20 protein-coding genes are annotated in these 16,627 nt (G+C 47.9%); 9 read left to right on the top strand and 11 right to left on the bottom strand.

Annotation, left to right across the window (positions count from 1 at the left end; all coding sequences use genetic code 11):
* Nucleotides 1-45 precede the first annotated feature (45 nt).
* From ACJJIQ_RS18665 to ACJJIQ_RS18675, 3 genes are all read right to left on the bottom strand, one after another.
* Nucleotides 46-630 (bottom strand): HdeD family acid-resistance protein, encoded by a 585-nt coding sequence (locus ACJJIQ_RS18665; RefSeq protein ID WP_444915288.1) that lies wholly within the window; start codon nucleotides 628-630, stop codon nucleotides 46-48.
* A gap of 349 nt (nucleotides 631-979) precedes the next feature.
* Nucleotides 980-2,293 (bottom strand): omega-aminotransferase AptA, encoded by a 1,314-nt coding sequence (aptA, locus tag ACJJIQ_RS18670; protein ID WP_282930904.1) that lies wholly within the window; start codon nucleotides 2,291-2,293, stop codon nucleotides 980-982.
* A 126-nt stretch (nucleotides 2,294-2,419) separates the two neighbouring features.
* Nucleotides 2,420-3,865, bottom strand: a complete 1,446-nt coding sequence (locus ACJJIQ_RS18675; RefSeq protein ID WP_445355488.1) for an NAD-dependent succinate-semialdehyde dehydrogenase — start codon at nucleotides 3,863-3,865, stop codon at nucleotides 2,420-2,422.
* A 161-nt stretch (nucleotides 3,866-4,026) separates the two neighbouring features.
* On the opposite strand from ACJJIQ_RS18675, the gene ACJJIQ_RS18680 reads away from it, so the two are divergent.
* From ACJJIQ_RS18680 to ACJJIQ_RS18695, 4 genes are all read left to right on the top strand, one after another.
* Complete coding sequence (locus ACJJIQ_RS18680) at nucleotides 4,027-4,953, top strand: LysR family transcriptional regulator (protein ID WP_445362703.1); 927 nt, start codon at nucleotides 4,027-4,029, stop codon at nucleotides 4,951-4,953.
* Between the two features lie 231 nt (nucleotides 4,954-5,184).
* Complete coding sequence (locus tag ACJJIQ_RS18685) at nucleotides 5,185-5,562, top strand: PH domain-containing protein (RefSeq protein WP_282930901.1); 378 nt, start codon at nucleotides 5,185-5,187, stop codon at nucleotides 5,560-5,562.
* 82 nt (nucleotides 5,563-5,644) lie between these two features.
* Complete coding sequence (locus ACJJIQ_RS18690; RefSeq protein WP_444911706.1) at nucleotides 5,645-5,881, top strand: hexameric tyrosine-coordinated heme protein; 237 nt, start codon at nucleotides 5,645-5,647, stop codon at nucleotides 5,879-5,881.
* A 547-nt stretch (nucleotides 5,882-6,428) separates the two neighbouring features.
* Nucleotides 6,429-6,953, top strand: coding sequence for a nuclear transport factor 2 family protein (locus tag ACJJIQ_RS18695; RefSeq protein ID WP_413663637.1), 525 nt, complete (start codon nucleotides 6,429-6,431; stop codon nucleotides 6,951-6,953).
* Between the two features lie 109 nt (nucleotides 6,954-7,062).
* Here the strand turns inward: ACJJIQ_RS18695 and ACJJIQ_RS18700 are convergent, their stop codons facing one another.
* Entirely contained in the window at nucleotides 7,063-7,236 is a 174-nt protein-coding gene (locus tag ACJJIQ_RS18700; protein WP_445362704.1) for a hypothetical protein, read from the bottom strand.
* Nucleotides 7,237-7,430: 194 nt separating this feature from the next.
* Here ACJJIQ_RS18700 and ACJJIQ_RS18705 point away from each other — a divergent pair, with 194 nt between their 5' ends.
* The 5 genes from ACJJIQ_RS18705 to ACJJIQ_RS18725 all read left to right on the top strand — a co-directional run bounded on the left by ACJJIQ_RS18705 (nucleotide 7,431) and on the right by ACJJIQ_RS18725 (nucleotide 11,328).
* Nucleotides 7,431-7,892, top strand: coding sequence for a YccF domain-containing protein (locus tag ACJJIQ_RS18705; protein ID WP_445362705.1), 462 nt, complete (start codon nucleotides 7,431-7,433; stop codon nucleotides 7,890-7,892).
* A gap of 260 nt (nucleotides 7,893-8,152) precedes the next feature.
* A complete protein-coding gene (locus ACJJIQ_RS18710; protein WP_445362706.1) occupies nucleotides 8,153-8,980 on the top strand; it encodes a DUF5694 domain-containing protein in 828 nt (275 codons plus the stop codon).
* A 100-nt stretch (nucleotides 8,981-9,080) separates the two neighbouring features.
* Nucleotides 9,081-10,010 carry an alpha/beta hydrolase gene (locus tag ACJJIQ_RS18715; RefSeq protein ID WP_445362707.1) on the top strand — a complete coding sequence of 310 codons (930 nt, stop codon included), beginning with the start codon at nucleotides 9,081-9,083 and terminating at the stop codon, nucleotides 10,008-10,010.
* Nucleotides 10,011-10,292: 282 nt separating this feature from the next.
* Nucleotides 10,293-10,820: a lipase family alpha/beta hydrolase gene (locus ACJJIQ_RS18720; RefSeq protein ID WP_445362708.1), complete on the top strand. Its 528-nt coding sequence runs from the start codon at nucleotides 10,293-10,295 to the stop codon at nucleotides 10,818-10,820.
* Nucleotides 10,821-10,875: 55 nt separating this feature from the next.
* Nucleotides 10,876-11,328 (top strand): phosphate-starvation-inducible PsiE family protein, encoded by a 453-nt coding sequence (locus ACJJIQ_RS18725; protein WP_282930894.1) that lies wholly within the window; start codon nucleotides 10,876-10,878, stop codon nucleotides 11,326-11,328.
* A 62-nt stretch (nucleotides 11,329-11,390) separates the two neighbouring features.
* Here ACJJIQ_RS18725 and ACJJIQ_RS18730 read toward each other — a convergent pair whose 3' ends face one another.
* The 7 genes from ACJJIQ_RS18730 to ACJJIQ_RS18760 all read right to left on the bottom strand — a co-directional run bounded on the left by ACJJIQ_RS18730 (nucleotide 11,391) and on the right by ACJJIQ_RS18760 (nucleotide 16,605).
* On the bottom strand, nucleotides 11,391-12,149 hold the full coding sequence (locus ACJJIQ_RS18730) for a TerC family protein (protein ID WP_445362709.1): 759 nt from the start codon (nucleotides 12,147-12,149) through the stop codon (nucleotides 11,391-11,393).
* A 103-nt stretch (nucleotides 12,150-12,252) separates the two neighbouring features.
* Nucleotides 12,253-12,639, bottom strand: coding sequence for a SpoIIAA family protein (locus ACJJIQ_RS18735; protein WP_445362710.1), 387 nt, complete (start codon nucleotides 12,637-12,639; stop codon nucleotides 12,253-12,255).
* A gap of 141 nt (nucleotides 12,640-12,780) precedes the next feature.
* A complete protein-coding gene (locus ACJJIQ_RS18740) occupies nucleotides 12,781-13,083 on the bottom strand; it encodes a VOC family protein (RefSeq protein ID WP_445362711.1) in 303 nt (100 codons plus the stop codon).
* 130 nt (nucleotides 13,084-13,213) lie between these two features.
* Nucleotides 13,214-13,525, bottom strand: coding sequence for a putative signal transducing protein (locus ACJJIQ_RS18745; protein WP_444895823.1), 312 nt, complete (start codon nucleotides 13,523-13,525; stop codon nucleotides 13,214-13,216).
* Nucleotides 13,526-13,621: 96 nt separating this feature from the next.
* Complete coding sequence (locus ACJJIQ_RS18750; protein WP_445362712.1) at nucleotides 13,622-14,020, bottom strand: hypothetical protein; 399 nt, start codon at nucleotides 14,018-14,020, stop codon at nucleotides 13,622-13,624.
* A gap of 269 nt (nucleotides 14,021-14,289) precedes the next feature.
* Nucleotides 14,290-15,798 (bottom strand): aldehyde dehydrogenase, encoded by a 1,509-nt coding sequence (locus ACJJIQ_RS18755; protein WP_445362713.1) that lies wholly within the window; start codon nucleotides 15,796-15,798, stop codon nucleotides 14,290-14,292.
* Nucleotides 15,799-15,942: 144 nt separating this feature from the next.
* Entirely contained in the window at nucleotides 15,943-16,605 is a 663-nt protein-coding gene (locus ACJJIQ_RS18760; RefSeq protein WP_445362714.1) for a fumarylacetoacetate hydrolase family protein, read from the bottom strand.
* Nucleotides 16,606-16,627 lie beyond the last annotated feature (22 nt).

The raw sequence follows: 16,627 nt of genomic DNA on the forward strand, positions 1-16,627 counted from the left end.
GTAATACCGGCCTTTTTTATTACTGAGCGTATTTGAGTTAAACGGTTATGAAGAAGCGGATTTATTATGCTTGCGCAGTCGGAAAGATAACCAGATCAATGGCAGCCCCAAAATAATCGCATAGGCACCGATTACCCAGAGCAACGCCAGAGCACCGGCCCCGGGGCTGACTAAAATTGCAATTCCGAAAATCACCGAGAGAACACCAATGGCGATCAGCAGCCACTCGTTATCAATTTCCTTGCGCAGGCGAACAGCACCGACAATTTCAAAGATACCCCGCACCAGGGCCCAGGCACCGATAAAAATCACCAACACTAAAGCGGTAACCTGCGGGAAAATAAAAGTCACAATTCCCGCGGCCAAACTGATCAGCCCCGAGACAATCAACCACCACAGTGGAGTGGACTTATGCCGCCCCATCACCGCTGCAACCAGGGAAAAAATACCATCCAGGAAAGCGTAAACCCCAAAAAGCAGCACCAGGGTCAACAGGGACAATCCCGGCCAGACAAAAGTCAGCACGCCAAAAATCACCGCGACAATACCGCGCAGCAGGAGTAGCCACCAGTTTGCAGACAACACCTGCAAAATAGGTCCGGTCGCCAGGGGAGGAGTGTCAGCGGGCATAGAAAAGTCCCCAGGTTGAGTAACTTTCCATATTGAAGAGTCCCTTACCATCAGGGAATTGAATTTTTCCCCGGCGGTTTTTAAAGGCAGCCTACGAGCGCGGCCAGGCAGTCGACTCTGCAAAGACTGTGACCGCGCCGCAGGCCACTATTTTCAGTGTAGCTCTAAACGACAATAGGGAAGTTATGCAAACTGCCCTGCGGGTCATGAAAGGAGAGGAAGGGAGAAAACTAATAAGGCAGGAAGGAGAGAATACACAGCGCGTCTCGAGAGAAGTGTATTCTTTCCTTCTGGCACAAGAGTAATTTGGAGAGAACGGCAGCCCAAACGGGCTGCCGCAATAGCATAATCAGGCCAGAGCGCCGATCACGCCACGCAGTTTATCCACAACAGCATCGATCTCGTGCTTCTCGATAATCAACGGTGGGGACATACACAGGGCATCGCCAATACCACGGGCCATCACTCCAGCTTCCCAGGCCATACCAGAGACTTTAGCTCCGTATTTCCCTTTCAGGTCCTGCGGCGCGCGCAACTCAATAGCGCCGACCAAACCGTAATTGCGCACATCGATCACATTGTCCAGGTCAGCCAGGCTGTGCAGGGCATTTTCCCAGTGCTGGCCAATTTCACCGGCAGCGCGGGTCAACAGGCCTTCGCGCTCGTAAATATCCAGAGTCGCCATACCCGCCGCACAGGCAACCGGATGTGCTGAGTAGGTATAACCGTGGAAGAATTCCACCGCACCATCGGGAGCCGCATTCATCACGGTTTTATAAATTTCGTCGCTGACAAATACCGCACTCAGGGGCACTGTGGCATTGGTAATCCCCTTCGCGGAGGTGATCATATCCGGGGTTACGCCGAACTCGGTGGAGGCAAATGCAGAACCGGTACGGCCCCAGCCGGAGATGACTTCATCAAAAATCAGCAGTAGGTCGTGCTTATCACAGATTTCCCGCAGGCGTTGCAGGTAGCCTTTGGGAGGCAATACCACACCGCCGGCACCGGCAAATGGCTCAACAATCACAGCGGCAATCTGGTCGGCACCGTGGAAAGCTACCAGTCTCTCCAGGTCTTCAGCCAACTCAATACCGTGCTCCGGCAGGCCACGACTGAATGCATTGCGCTCGATATCCAGGGTGTGGCGCATATGGTTGGCTTTCACCGGCTGGCCAAAACCCTGGTAGTTAGGAGGAATACCGCCCACAGAAATACCGCCGAAGTTTACTCCGTGATAACCCTTCTCACGGCCGATAAACATAGTGCGAGTGCCCTTGCCGCGTACACGCTGGTATTGCAGGGCAATTTTCAGGGCGCTCTCAACTGCCTCGGAACCGGAATTACCGAAGAACACATGGTCCAGGCCATCGGGAGTGTGCTTTACCAGACGCTCGGAATACTCAAAACCCAACTCGTGACCAAAATTAAAAATAGAGCTGTAGTCGAGTGTTTTTGCCTGTTGGTAAATTGCCTCTGCAATTTCAGAACGGCAGTGACCCGCATTGCTGCACCACAAACCCGCAGTCGCATCAATAACCTGGCGACCGCCTTTCTCCGTGAGATAAATCCCCTCGGCGTGCTCTACAATTCTCGGTGCAGACTTAAAGGTGCGGTTGGGGGTAAACGGCATCCAGAAAGCATCGGTTTGCATCTCAGACATAGTATTAATCTCCGCAAGTTCCCTGAAGTTTCAAACTCTTAAGTAGGGGAGCCACAGGCTCCCGAAAATCTGTTCGGGCGCTTGTCACCTAGGACAAGCGCAGGCCAGTTGTGTTCAGACCGGGGCTCAGGCCCCGAAACAGCAATATTTGGTCTCGTAAAATTCGGCCATACCCTCGACGCCGCCCTCGCGGCCAATGCCGGACTCTTTAACACCACCGAAAGGTGCCACAGTGGTGGAGAACACCCCGGTGTTACAGGCAATCATGCCGTAGTCGAGCGCCTCTACCACACGATTGGCACGGCGAATGTTTTCACTCATCACGTACGCCGCCAAGCCGTAAGGCGTTTCATTGGCACGGCGAACCACATCTTCCTCATCGGAGAACTTCTGTACCGCCGCCAGAGGGCCAAAAATTTCCTCCTGGGCGATACGCATGGTATCGGTAACTCCAGTGAGGATGGTTGGCGCAAAAAAGTTATCGCCATTGGCCAGCTGCTCACCGCCAATTTCAATTTTTGCGCCGGCCGCAACCGCGTCCTGTACCAGCCCCTGAACCCGGTCCACAGCCCTGCGGAAGATCATCGGGCCCATATTGACCCCTTCATCGGTAGCGTGACCGATCTTCAGGACGGCAACCTGCTCGCGCAGCTTTTCCACAAACTCATCGTGCACGGATTCGTGCACGTAAATACGGTTGGTGGCCACGCACACCTGGCCCGCATTGCGGAATTTGGTCGCCATACAGGCGCTGACTGCGGTATCCATATCCGCATCGTCAAATACGATAAACGGCGCGTTGCCGCCGAGTTCCATGGACATTTTTTTCACGGTGCTGGCGCACTGGGACATCAACAGCTTGCCCACAGCAGTGGAGCCGGTGAAGGTGAATTTGGCCACACGGGGATCTTGGGTCAGAACCTTGCCAATTCCCGGAGAATCACTGCCGGTAACTACATTGATAGTCCCCTTGGGCAGGCCCGCTTCTTCCGCCAATTGGCACAGCGCCAGCGCAGATAGTGGCGTCTCCAGGGCCGGTTTGATCACCACAGTACAGCCCGCCGCCAGTGCCGGACCCGCCTTGCGGGTGATCATGGCATTGGGGAAGTTCCAGGGGGTAATACAGGACACAACACCCACCGGCTGGCGGATGGTATTCAGGCGCATGGCCGGGTTGTGGGTCGGGATTGTCTGGCCGTAGGCCCGGCGGCACTCTTCCGCGAACCACTCAATAAAGGAAGCCCCGTAGATAATCTCACCTTTCGCTTCCGCTACCGGCTTGCCCTGCTCCAGGCTAAGGATCATTGCCAGGTCATCGCTGTTATCCACGATCAGCTGGTACCAGCGCTTGAGCACCGCAGCTCTCTCACCAGCTGTACGGCGGCTCCATGCCGGGAAGGCTTCACTGGCAGCCGCCACTGCCGCCTCGGCATCCTCTGCGGTACCGTCGGCCACACGGCCCAGCAACTCGCCATTTGCCGGGTCACATACATCTACAGTGGCGGCAGCGTCACGCCATTCGCCCGCTATATAGTTCTGAAATTTCAACAGGTCCGAATTTGCAAGTTTCACAGGAAAATTCCTAGTAAATAGATGTTATTAGTAGTATGCGGCGATTCTGGCCGCAGCTGACTGAGGAGAATAGTAGTATTTTTCCAACTAAAGTTTATATTTATCAAACTTTAATTATATCTACAGCCAGAAACCATCTCAGCGCCCCAGGAAGTGCAGCTATGAGCAAAACCAAAAACGCCCTGGGAGGCCGCCTCAGCGATATGGATTTGCGCCTGTTGCGCGTCTTCCGCGAGGTTGTGCACGCCGGAGGCATCACCCCTGCCGAAGTCACCCTGAATATCAGCCGCTCCACGATCAGTGTGCATATCTCCGACCTGGAGACACGGCTGGGTATGCAGTTGTGCTTGCGCTCTCGAGGCAGGGCCGACTTCAAACTGACCCCGGAGGGGGAGGCCTTGTATAGGGCTATTTTGGAGCTCGATGGGCACCTGGATACCTTCAAAAGCCAGGTCAATGCAATCCAATCCCAACTCACCGGTACCCTGCGCCTGGTAATGCCCGACGATGTACTGGAAATACCGCAACTGAACTTGCCCGGAACTATCACCCAACTGCGTGAGAAGGCCCCGCAACTCCACCTGGAAGTACAACTGGCCGCCCCTCAGGAACTCGAGTTGGAAATCCTCGCAGGCCGCGCCGATATCGGTATCAACCCCCTGCACTCGCGTCGGCCGGGGCTGGAGTACCAATCCCTGTTTTATCACCAATCGATTCTCTATTGCAGTAACAGCCACCCCTGTGCCCAGGTGTCAGCTATTGATGAGGAGCTACTCACCCAGCAGGAGTTAGCTGCACCCAGTCATACTGTTCTCTCTGGTGCAGCGCACCTGTATCGATTGTTTCCCAAGCGATCCACAGCCAACCATATGGCGGCCAGGTTGGCGATGATACTTTCTGGGTGCTTTGTGGGTTTCCTACCGGAATACCTGGCCCGCAGATATGTCGGGGAAGGAACCCTGCTCCCCCTGCTACCGGAGAAGTTTCACTACCAAATACAAAATGCTGTCAACTTCAAAAAAAGTGCAACAACTCATCCCGCTGTGCAGCTTTTTTTGGAAGCCTTGCAAATCAATAGACAGATATAGCCACTGCTGTTTATCCCTAGTGATACTGAAATAATCGAGTCAAGAATCCAGTGAATAGAGAGATAAGCATTTCAAAAATTACCAATTACTTATGATCGATCCTCTATTGTGGAAGTTGTCATAATAATTAAATAAATTTAAACATAAAAATACAACCAAAAAGTAAATCATCTGTAACTTAATACGCCACAGTGGTAATCTCCTCCTCCAATAGAATTACAGGGATAACCCGTGATAGATTTTAAAAACTCACCAGTATTTAAACTCAAGCCTATAGATATCTCTGAATCCAGGGATGACTTTAATAAATTCCTGATCGAGGGGGAGTTTATTTTTGCAGGTTTTAAAACTATTCGCGATCAGGTAGTTTTCACCAACAAACGCATTATTGCCGCCAATGTTCAGGGTATCACCGGTTCAAAAGTAGACTACACCTCTTTGCCTTTCAGCAAGATCCAGGCATTCTCTGTTGAGACCGCTGGCACTTTTGATCTGGACTGTGAAATAGAAGTTTATTTAAGCGAGATCGGTAAGGTAAGGTTCGAAATAAGAGGTTCTTTCGATCTTATTCAGTTCAACAAATATATCAGCCAATACATATTGGACTGAATTCAACCCTTAGTAAATACACAAAATAACTGGGGCTCAGCAGCTCCCACAACTTTATCAATCAACCCGATAGTAGAGAGGGATGTCCATGTCGCAAATCTGGTTAGAAAGCCTAATTACTGAAAATGCACAACAAGGCTTTGAACTTGCAATGAAACTATCCAGGATGGGAGTAAAATATACCCAGCCTTCAGATGAAGTACGGGGTAAGCTGAGGTCCGCCTATGAGGAAAATGCAGATAGCCTGATCGCCTCCTCTCAGGTTGTTGCCATTAACTTCCAAACCGTTGCAGCAGCCAATAATTACTGGCGCGGCTAAAGGATTAAGAATGCGTTATCATTGTAGAACGGGTAACGCATTCGAGGGAGCCTCTGAATAACTCCGTAATGCCTCTGCGGGCCTTGAAGGCTGCAGATGTTAGGCGCAGCTCGCCGCGAATGGCCGTAGCCCTTGGCAAGAGCTGCAACGCAGCAGCTGTAGCCTTCAAGGCCCGCCCTTCGGGGTTCGCAGAGCGATTCACACTCCGCGGAAAGGTCTAGACATTCCTGCGAAGCCGCGCCTTGATTGTGAACCGCTCTGCAAGCCAGAGGTATCACGGAGTTATTCAGAGACTCCCTAGATCTGCAAACATTCAAACAACTTCCCTTCATCTCCTCCTCAATAATTTATGGTCTTTTAGTACTACAAACACTCTGATTCTGTACTAAAAATTAGCCATCACTATAGGTAGCTGCAAGATCGTCATATTCACTGTTGACGCTCTCGACCTTATTGATATTTATAAACATTGCGATACTGTCTTTGGCACAAGATAGATTAACTCAACGATCAGTAATATTGCGCCTCAGATGGGAAGGTGAATGAGATGGAATACAATGACGATGAAAAGTACTTAATTCAACTTTGGGAAACCCATACCGAGGCCGAATTCGATCTAAAAGATGCCGACGCCGCAATTGCTACCATGACAGAAAATCCCGTATTAATTCATGTACCGGTTAATACCGGCGCAACGGGAAAAGAACCCTTACGAAAATTTTATAGGGATATATTTATTCCTCAAATGCCAGCGGATATAAATTTACAGCTTCTTTCCCGCACCGTGGGCAAAGACAGCTTAGTGGATGAGTTTATTCTTCACTTTACCCATTCTATTCGTATGGATTGGTTCGCACCTGGTATCGAAGCAACAGGGAAGAAGCTATCAGTCCCCCATGTGGGAATTATTAGCTTCTCCAATAGAAAAATCAGCTCTGAGCATATTTACTGGGACCAAGCGACTGTCTTGGATCAATTGGGTATATTGCAGTCAGGTCTACCAGTAACAGGAAGTAGTCAATGTCATCGTTTGCTAAATAGTAATGCTCCGGCAAATGAGCTGATACCGTAACCTTCATACCCAAAGGGCAAAATCCAAGCCGGCAACCAATCTGACTGCTTAGTCACGCAAGGGTCGACAAAAATACCCATAAATGAATCCAAAGCGTGGGTATTTGCGTCTAACTACTGTAATTCCAGGAGCCTTTGAATAACTCCGTAATGCCTCTGCGGGTCTTGAAGGCTGCAGATGTTAGGCGCAACTCGCCGCGAATGGCCGTAGCCTTTTGCAAGAGCTGCAACGCAGCAGCTGTGGCCTTCAAGGCGCGCCCTTCGGGGCCTGCAGAGCGATTCACACTCCGCGTTGCGACTTCTTGAAAGGTCTAGACATTCCAGCGAAGCCGCGCCTTGATTGTGAACCGCTCTGCAAGCCAGAGGTATCACGGAGTTATTCAGAGGCTCCTTAAAATGATATAGCGATTAGGATTTGCGGTAACATCAGTAGATTACCGTTGCACTAATAAATTTTACCGAATTGGTAGGGGTAGTTATGCGAACACTTGGAAATTTCCTCTGGTTTATCCTTGGCGGTGTCTTTATGGGACTCTGCTGGTGGTTTTGCTCGCTGATTGCCTTTATCAGTATTATTGGTATTCCCTGGGGAAGAGCCTGCTTTGTAATCGGCAAATTTTCTTTTTTCCCTTTCGGTAAGGAGGCAATTTCCCGAGAAGAACTCACCCTGCGCGGTGATATTGGGACAAGTGGCTTTGGTCTAGTCGGAAATATTATCTGGTTCCTATTGGCTGGTATCTGGCTTGCTATTGGCCACCTTCTGCATGCTATTGCCTGTTTTATTACCATTATTGGTATACCTTTTGGTTTGCAGCACCTTAAGCTTGCGGCAATTTCACTCTCTCCGATAGGAAAGACTATTGTCAGCAAGGAAGTAGCCCAATCAGCTAAAATGCGTAATGCAGATGTTGAAGTGACCAGATTAAGAAGTGGTACTTAAGTAAACATACATTAACAATGATACCGTACCAACTTGGGGCTATTACTAAAATAGCCCTGAGTTCTCAAGTCCCACCGCAATAAATTAATAAAAAATTTTTCAGATCAGAAAAATCACTTTATTTATCTTATTATAAGCAGGCATTACCAATTTAAAGCATTAAATTTTAAGCTGTTTTATCGCTGTCAAATTCAAACTTATTCATTTCGTGTAGTACTTAGCCAAACTATAGAAGCTAAATAATAAAATAAGGATATTAAGTGAAAAACCTAACAAGACAAATCACTGGCTCAATTATGCTTTCTTTGGGACTTATTGGTCTAAGTGCCTATGCAGAGCCAGTAGAAATTACAGAACCCGCACAAGTTATGCTTTTTGGTAGCTTTCACTTTAGCCACTTCAGCAAACCCAGTAAAGATGTGGTGAAAACACAAGTTATTGATGTTTATACCGAAGAAAGTCAAAGGTATTTGGAGGACCTATCCTCACGGATTGCCGCCGACTCGCCAACACATGTTCTTCTGGAATGCCACACCAATGACGAAAGTAAAATGAATCAGCGCTTTGCCAAATATGTCAAAGGTGAGCACAAGCTAAATAGAGGAGAAAGCGAACAGCTGGGATTCAGGGTAGCCAAGAAGGCCGGTCTGTCTAAAGTCATCTGCTATGATGCTAGCCAAGATCTCCCCTATGGTGAACTTTTATCCTATCTAGAAAGTAATTCGCCCGAGCGAAAAAAAATAACTGATGAATTTTTGAAGGCTTGGGGCACTCGATTTAATGAGATGCATGCCTCACTGTCATTGGAGGAAATTCTGGACAAGCACAATGACCCCACTGAAGATAAAGTAAACGTAGGCTCCTATGTAATGCTCAATGATGTTGGCCAGGGTGATAACTTTATCGGGGCCGATCTATCCTCCAAATGGTGGTCCAGAAACTTCCGTATGTATGCCAATATCCAAGCCGTCGCCCAACCGGGTACCAAAATTTTCGTTCTAGGTGGACAGGGGCATAGCTCTATAATGAGACCGATGCTCGAATTGGATGATAAACGTGAAACCTGGGATGTCCGCAGTTATTTCTAAAGAAGACTCAACACCAAAGTCAGCCCCTTAGGGGGAGGAGCCCTGCCACTGGTTTTATAGATAGAGTAGAACTTTATCTAAACCCCAAAGGAAGGGCGCTATGGATATTTATAAGATCTTATTATTCGGTTTTCTTTTCAGTCTAATACCACCGTGTACAGCTGAAGAAGCTCCTAAAGAAGTACAAGTATCGGCAGGAAAGCTTGAAACACTGCCCTCCCTGACACAGGAAGGGCTTGCTGAACGTCCTATTCGTGTATGGCTGCCTGATCAATATCCCACACAAAAACCCTATGCCATCCTTTATATGCACGATGGACAGATGCTGTTCGACAGTAAAACCACCTGGAATGGTCAGGAGTGGGGCATGGATGAAGTCGCCTCTCGGTTAATAGCAGAAAAGAAGGTACGTCCCTTCATAGTTGTCGCTATCCATAACATTGAGACACTTCGCCACGGTGACTACTTCCCCCAGAAAGCTCGGAGTTTTTTGCCTAAAGAAGCTTCACAGGTCCAACATCCATTTAACCAAGCCGAATTGCGTGGAGATCTTTACTTACAATTTTTGGTGACCAAGGTTAAACCCTATATTGATAGTCATTACGCTGTGAGTGATGATCCCAGCGACACCTTTATTGCCGGCGCGAGTATGGGGGGATTAATATCACTCTATGCGGTCACAGAGTACCCCGAAGTGTTCTCTACGGCTGCAGCTATATCCACCCATTGGCCAGGGATTAACCCCGACGACAAACTACCGATAGCTGAGGCTATTCGCGACTATCTAGAGGCAAATTTACCTAAGCCTGGAAGTCACCGATTTTATTTTGACCATGGTACAGAAACCCTGGATGCTTATTACCCACCTCTGCAACGGGCTGTGGATAAAATCATGCGCCAGAAAGGGTATTCCTCTTCAAATTGGCAAACCCAAGTATTTGAGGGTCATGCCCATGATGAGAAATCATGGAATTCTAGACTCGATGAAATATTAATATTTTTATTTGGAAACCCTCAAACAGACGCTTGAATTACTTTTCTATTTTAGATACCGGCATCTATATAAATAAAAGACATAGTTGCCAGCATTCCAACTTATCCCTTAAGACTACTTTGCGACTTTGTGGCATCCAACAATAGTTCTGCAACTACACTTCTCTATCAAGCTCCCAATAGTTTTTGGCAGACAAATAACTATTGCGATTGAAGCTTTTCCTAACGCATCACTTCTCCTGCGACAAGAATGAAACGTAAAAGCCGAACTGTTCTTTTAATACCTGGAATTTTTGATCGAGGAACCTCCTTACTTAGAATGCAGCACGAATTAGCTGCCGAAAATTATGACGTACACTATATCCACCTACGCTATAACTCTGGCTGGCATGGTATGGAACACCTTTCGTCCCAGCTTCTCGCAAAATTGGAGCATATCGTAGATAAAGAAACTACCTGTACCCTGGTGGGATTCAGCATGGGAGGGATAATCGCACGGTATTATTTACAAGCCCTTAATGGTTTGGAGCGGGTGCATAAATTTATATCAATTTCCTCTCCCCACCATGGTAGTTACTGGGCAAACTTTCTTCCTTACAAAGGTGGGAAACAATTGCGGATTGGCAGTGATTTCTTACGCGCGTTGAATTTGAGCATTCAAAAATTGGAGGTTACCGAGCCGGCTTCAATCTGGACACCCTATGACATAACCATTATGCCCCATAGTAGTGCTATCCTGGGCTTGGGAGCATCCTACGAAGTTCCAGTGATACTACATCGAATGATGCCGCTAAGTAGCAAGGTAATTTCACTACTAAAACGGGAAATTAAATCAGGATTAGATTAAGAAGCTCACTGACAGAAACTATCTTTAATTTTATAAGTTTAACGAGAAGTAAGGCATGGACAGCCCAGAAGAAAAAACTTCGATTACAGATAAGGCAATTCACAACTACTATCGAAAATTTGAAAGCCTGATTGCCTTAATTTTGACTTTTATTATTGTTGTAATCGTAATAGTCGCGATCAGTCGCCTGGGATATTCAGTATACAATATGCTGCTGGTGGGAATGCAGGACCCTCTGGACCATAAAGTATTTCAAACGATATTTGGCGAGATTATTACTTTACTGATTGCACTGGAATTTAGCCATACACTTCAATATGTAGTTACACGTCAACAAAGTATTATTCAAACCAAAGTTGTTGTACTTATTGCTATTTTAGCTTTATCCCGAAAATTTATTATTTTAGATCTGGATAAGGTCAATGCTGGCGAGCTTTTGGGGTTATCTACTGCCACTCTCGCACTGGGCCTTACTTACTTAATATTGAAGCTTAAAAATAGTAACTAAGGGTACTATTGCAAACCAGACAGTAATCCAGGGTGGAGGAACACCTCCACCCTCTCACTATTTTAACTATCCTCACGTAGAGCGTGATGTAACTTTACCGGTGGGGTCTTACGGGCTTTCTTACTGCGCATGCGCAAATTGAGGAACTCCACAGCCATTGAAAACGCCATGGCAAAGTAGATATATCCCTTAGGTACATGGACATCAAACCCTTCAACCACCAGAGTTAAGCCCACCATAATTAAGAAGGATAGTGCCAGCATTTTCACGGTAGGATGACGATCAACAAAATCCCCAATTGGTTTAGCCGCTACCAACATAACGATTACCGCCAGAATAATCGCTATTGCCATGATTGAGATCTCGTCGACCAATCCCACAGCGGTAATTACAGAATCCAAGGAAAAGACAATATCCAATAGTGCAATTTGTAGTAGCACCATCCAAAATCCCGCACTGCCGAGCGAGGATGCACTCTCCTCTTCACCCTCGAGACTATTGTGAATTTCATGGGTAGCTTTAGCGATTAGGAACAGCCCTCCGCCAACCAAAATAATATCGCGACCTGAAATTTCCATGCCATAGATGCTAAATAGTGGCTCGACCAAGCCCATAATCCATACAATAGAGAAAAGCAGAACCAACCGGGTCACCATTGCCAGGGTAAGACCAATAAAGCGCGCGGGCTCTCTCTGTTTTGGAGGCAACCGTCCAACCAAAATGGAGATAAAGATAATATTATCGATGCCCAGCACTATCTCCAGCGCCGCCAACGTGGCCAATGCTATCCAGGCCTCAGGGCTGGCTATCCACTCAAACATACGATCTAATCCTTATATAATTTATTATTTATTATTTAATATTTAATAAGCCTTTAATGGACAAATATTTTATTTTTCTATTCTGGCTTTATCACCTCAAAATTTAGGTATCTTCCTCCAGCCAAGCTTTCGCCTCAGTTTCTGATTCAAATGTTCGATATTCACCACCAATAAACCAGCTACCTACTTTTCCGGCGACTTTTAGCCAGCGTTTATTTGAAAGTACGGCAACCCGGTTAAACTCCCGGCCGTATTCAATACCCAACTTAAAATCATCCCAAGCCGCCCGAGGCTCCCACCCCTCCAATTCTCGAGCATCCATAAATACGTTTATCTTTGGGTGCTCAACTTTTTCTATTGCTGCGGTCAACATTGGCACCATAGTTTCGTAATCATCATGGGTCAACTTACCACGGGCCTTCACAGTAAGGAAAATATAATCGGATTTCTGTTCCAAACCGATAGACACACCATGGGACGTAACAGTCATAAGACACCTGTAAATCTTTTACGAATTATCACTACATAATCCATACTTTAGTCATCGAAAAAGCCATAAATTTACGAGTTAAGATAACAAGAACATATTAATTGAAAAGCGATAGATTTAAGTATTTGAATGGCTACTCTCTTACAAGCTGATAGTATCAGAACCGCCGCCATCAAACTGCACCAGACAGAACTCATTTCCAAAGGGATCAGTTAATGAAGCCTTAACTCCCCATTCTTTTTGCTGAATTTCACCCTGTATCTGTCCACCAGCATCGACCACCTGCTCTATTGCCAGAAGCAAATCCTCTACAACAATATCCATATTTACCGGCGTCCAGTGCCGATCATAGCTACCTATATTTTTTTTACTGTTTATCGGCCAGATCCCCGAATCCCTTTGCTGTAGAAACATAGGCACAGTGCCACCGAGCATCTCAATCATATCCGTTCCCAGGCGGCGACCTTCGTAGAGGCCAAATGCATCTCGTTAAAAATTAATCGCCCGGTTTAAGTCATCGACATCAATGTTGAGAAGTACTTGCATTGTGATATGCGACCCACAAAACTCCGCTTTAGTCAGCTCCTGCTGGCTTGGGTTCTCCACATTGCCAGCAGTAATCAAAAGCTGCACCGTTATCTTCCCCACATGCCTGGCAGAACCAGCTATTCGAATCCACCTCAGCCTCAGCCAGGACCTGTCGGGCCCGCTCCAAATCGCGGTCACGCTCTAACCATAATTCTGGCCAAACCTGGTTGGGGGCTAATTCACCAGTAGCCCCCTGGGCATATTCATTTTTTAATCGTGTTTTTATTCCCGCAACTTCAAGTCGACTCTTTGCCAACTCAACCAACAAACGGTTTTCATGGGTATAAATAAGTTTCATAATTGAGCCGCACAAATATCAGGAATCCCCAGATTACACAGCTATTAATCTGCAAACAAACCCTGCTTCTGCCAAGCAGGCAATTCCTGAAAATTCTCAGCGCACACCGATCAAACCACAATTTTCATATTCACAGTATTTCTCTTCTCCAACCGTAATGATCTCCAGAATAGACTCTACGGAGTCAACTGCTGAACGGCTGTTCAATAGAATTCTGCCTGAGCGATTGGCAATATATTCAAGGACAACTTTTCCTTTTCTATTGCGATGCTCAGCAATTTTCTGCCCTTTTCTGACTTGATCACCACGATTGACAAATAGCCTGATCCACTCTCGTTGCCTCTGCTTGAGATTGTTATTGTGAGACATACTCGTATAAATTTTTTCTGCGCTAACAAGCCCTGCTATTTCGCCAAAAATTGGCGCTTTTTCAGCATGGGCATAGGTCGCACCAATGACACTTAAAGCCACAAATAGAACGGTAGTTTTGTTCAAATCAGCACCCCTGCACGCTATAAAACTCGTGAACTGGAATACTCATATCCTGAAAGTGTCGCCCCAAACTTTTCTCAGGGCAATAAGTTAGGTATAGCTGACTAGATAATTCACGCCAGAAAATCCACTGCGCGTCGATCCGGCTGCTGGTATTAAGGTAGAGGGAGATAAACACTGACTACACCGGAGCCCTGTATGTCTAGTGGCAATTCCGGGGTGAGTGGGAAAAATGCATGAGGACCGGGAATCCGGCCCTCAAATCTGAGAAGCTAACTCAAATCAATCCAGGTGGACTTGAGTTCACAGTACTTATCCAGCGCGTGTAGCGACTTATCGCGGCCATTTCCAGACTGCTTAAAACCACCAAATGGTACGGTGATATCACCGCCAAAATAGTTATTTACCCAAACAGAGCCGGCGTATATATCCCGGGCCATACGGTGGGCACGCCCCAGGTTATTGGTCCAGATACCCGCCGCCAGGCCGTAGATTGAGTCATTGGCAATGGCGAGTGCTTCTTCCTCTGTCTCGAACTCGATAACAGACAGTACCGGGCCAAAGATTTCTTCACGGGCGATCGTCATGTCACCGGTAACACCGCGAAATACCGTTGGCTCATAGTAGTAACCGCCTGCTACTTCATCTACCGGTTTGCCGCCGCAAACCAATTGCGCACCCTGCTCCAGGCCCTTGGCCACGTAAAATTCAACCGTATCAAACTGGCTGCGATCGATCAGAGCGCCCATACGGGTACTTGGATTTTGAGGATGCCCGGGCTTAAAGCACTCTGCAGCTTTAGCCACCTTTTGAATAAATTCATCGGCAATAGATTTTTCAACCAGCAGACGCGATCCGGCGGTGCAGGTCTCCCCCTGGTTGTAGAAAATGGCCAGGGCCGCCGCTTCTGCCGCCTTATCCAGATCTGCATCGGCAAATACAATATTCGGGCTTTTACCGCCGAGCTCAAGGAAAGTACGCTTGAGGTTGGACTGACCTGAGTACTCGGTCAGGGTTTTGCCTACTTCGGTGGAGCCTGTAAAGGTCAGGCAATCGATATCCATATGCAGACCTAAGGCCTTGCCCAAGCTACTTCCCGGTCCCGGTAGCACATTTAACACGCCATCCGGCAGGCCCGCTTCCTTAGCCAGGCCCGCCAGCTTAATCGCTGTCAGCGGTGTGTTAGACGCGGGCTTCAGGATAACGCTGTTGCCGGTGGCCAGGGCCGGCCCCAGTTTCCAGGCGGTGGTGGATAAAGGGAAGTTCCAGGGCACAATGGCGGCCACCACCCCCAGAGGCATACGGGTAATCAAGCCCAGCTCACCGGGGCCGGTCGGGGCCACTTCATCGTAAATCTTGTCGATTGCTTCACCGCTCCAACGAATCGTAGTGGCCGCTCCAGGGACATCCACGGCCATGGTATCGCCAATCGGCTTACCCGCATCGAGGCTCTCGAGCAGGGCAATTTCCACCAGATTCTCTTCAATCAGCTCTGCAAAGCGCACCATAATTTTTTTGCGCTGCATTGGCGGCATTTTCGACCAAACACCAGACTCGAAGGTTTCCCGAGCCACCTTTACCACCAAATCCGCGTCACTTGGATCGCAGCTGGCAACTTGCGCCAGCTCTTCACCATTTGCGGGATTAAAAGTGGCGCGAGTTTCACCGGAAAGGGCATCGACATAGCTGCCATTGATAAAGGCACGACCCTCGATCTTCAGTGAGGCCGCCAGAGCCTGCCATTCCTGCAGGTTTTGGGGGATATTATTTTTCGCTGACATGACACACCTCATTTAACTTGGAGATAGTTTTCCCGGTTATATCGAAAATGTGATCACAAATCAAAGGGCTGAAGCCGTTCTAAACTAGGGAGCCTCTGAATAACTCCGTGATACCTCTGGCATGGATAGCGGTTAAGAGGCTCCCTAGGCCACCTGCGTTTCCACACGCAGCCAATCATCTTCCAACTGCATCGCCAGATTATCGCCGTGGTGTAATTCGCCCACTCCCGCCGGTGTGCCCGTCAAAACCACATCACCGGGTTCGAGGGTAAAGTAACTGCTGACATAGGCCACCAGATCGAGAATTGGTGTCAGCATATTTTCGGTTTTACCCTGCTGGCGCAGTTCACCGTTCAGCCATAGGGAATAGCTGAGCTTGTCCCAGTCCGGCAACCAATCGAGTTTCACAAAGGGAGAAAGAGGGCATGACTTGTCAAACCCCTTGGCCTTTTCCCAAGGATGGCCCGCTTTTTTCAGCTTCGTTTGGAGGTCGCGCAAAGTTAAATCCAGGGAAAGGCCCAAGCCAGCAATGGCCCCAGGGACTTCTGCCACGTTGGCATTACTCAAGCGCTTACCAATCAACAGGGCAAGCTCCCCTTCAAAGTGACAACTGCCGCGCCCCGCTGGTAAATGGATGGTTTCTACCATAGGTACCGCGGCTGTTGCCGGCTTGATAAATAGCAGGGGTTCTTCTGGCACCGGATTATTTAACTCCGCCGCGTGGTCTGCGTAATTGCGCCCCACACAGACAACCTTCCCCAAACCAAACGGTACTTCACTGCCACAGGTAAATTGATGTTGGTACATAGATAAACAAGATAGTTAGGAT

Source organism: Microbulbifer maximicatervae (SeqCode), assembly GCF_052468295.1.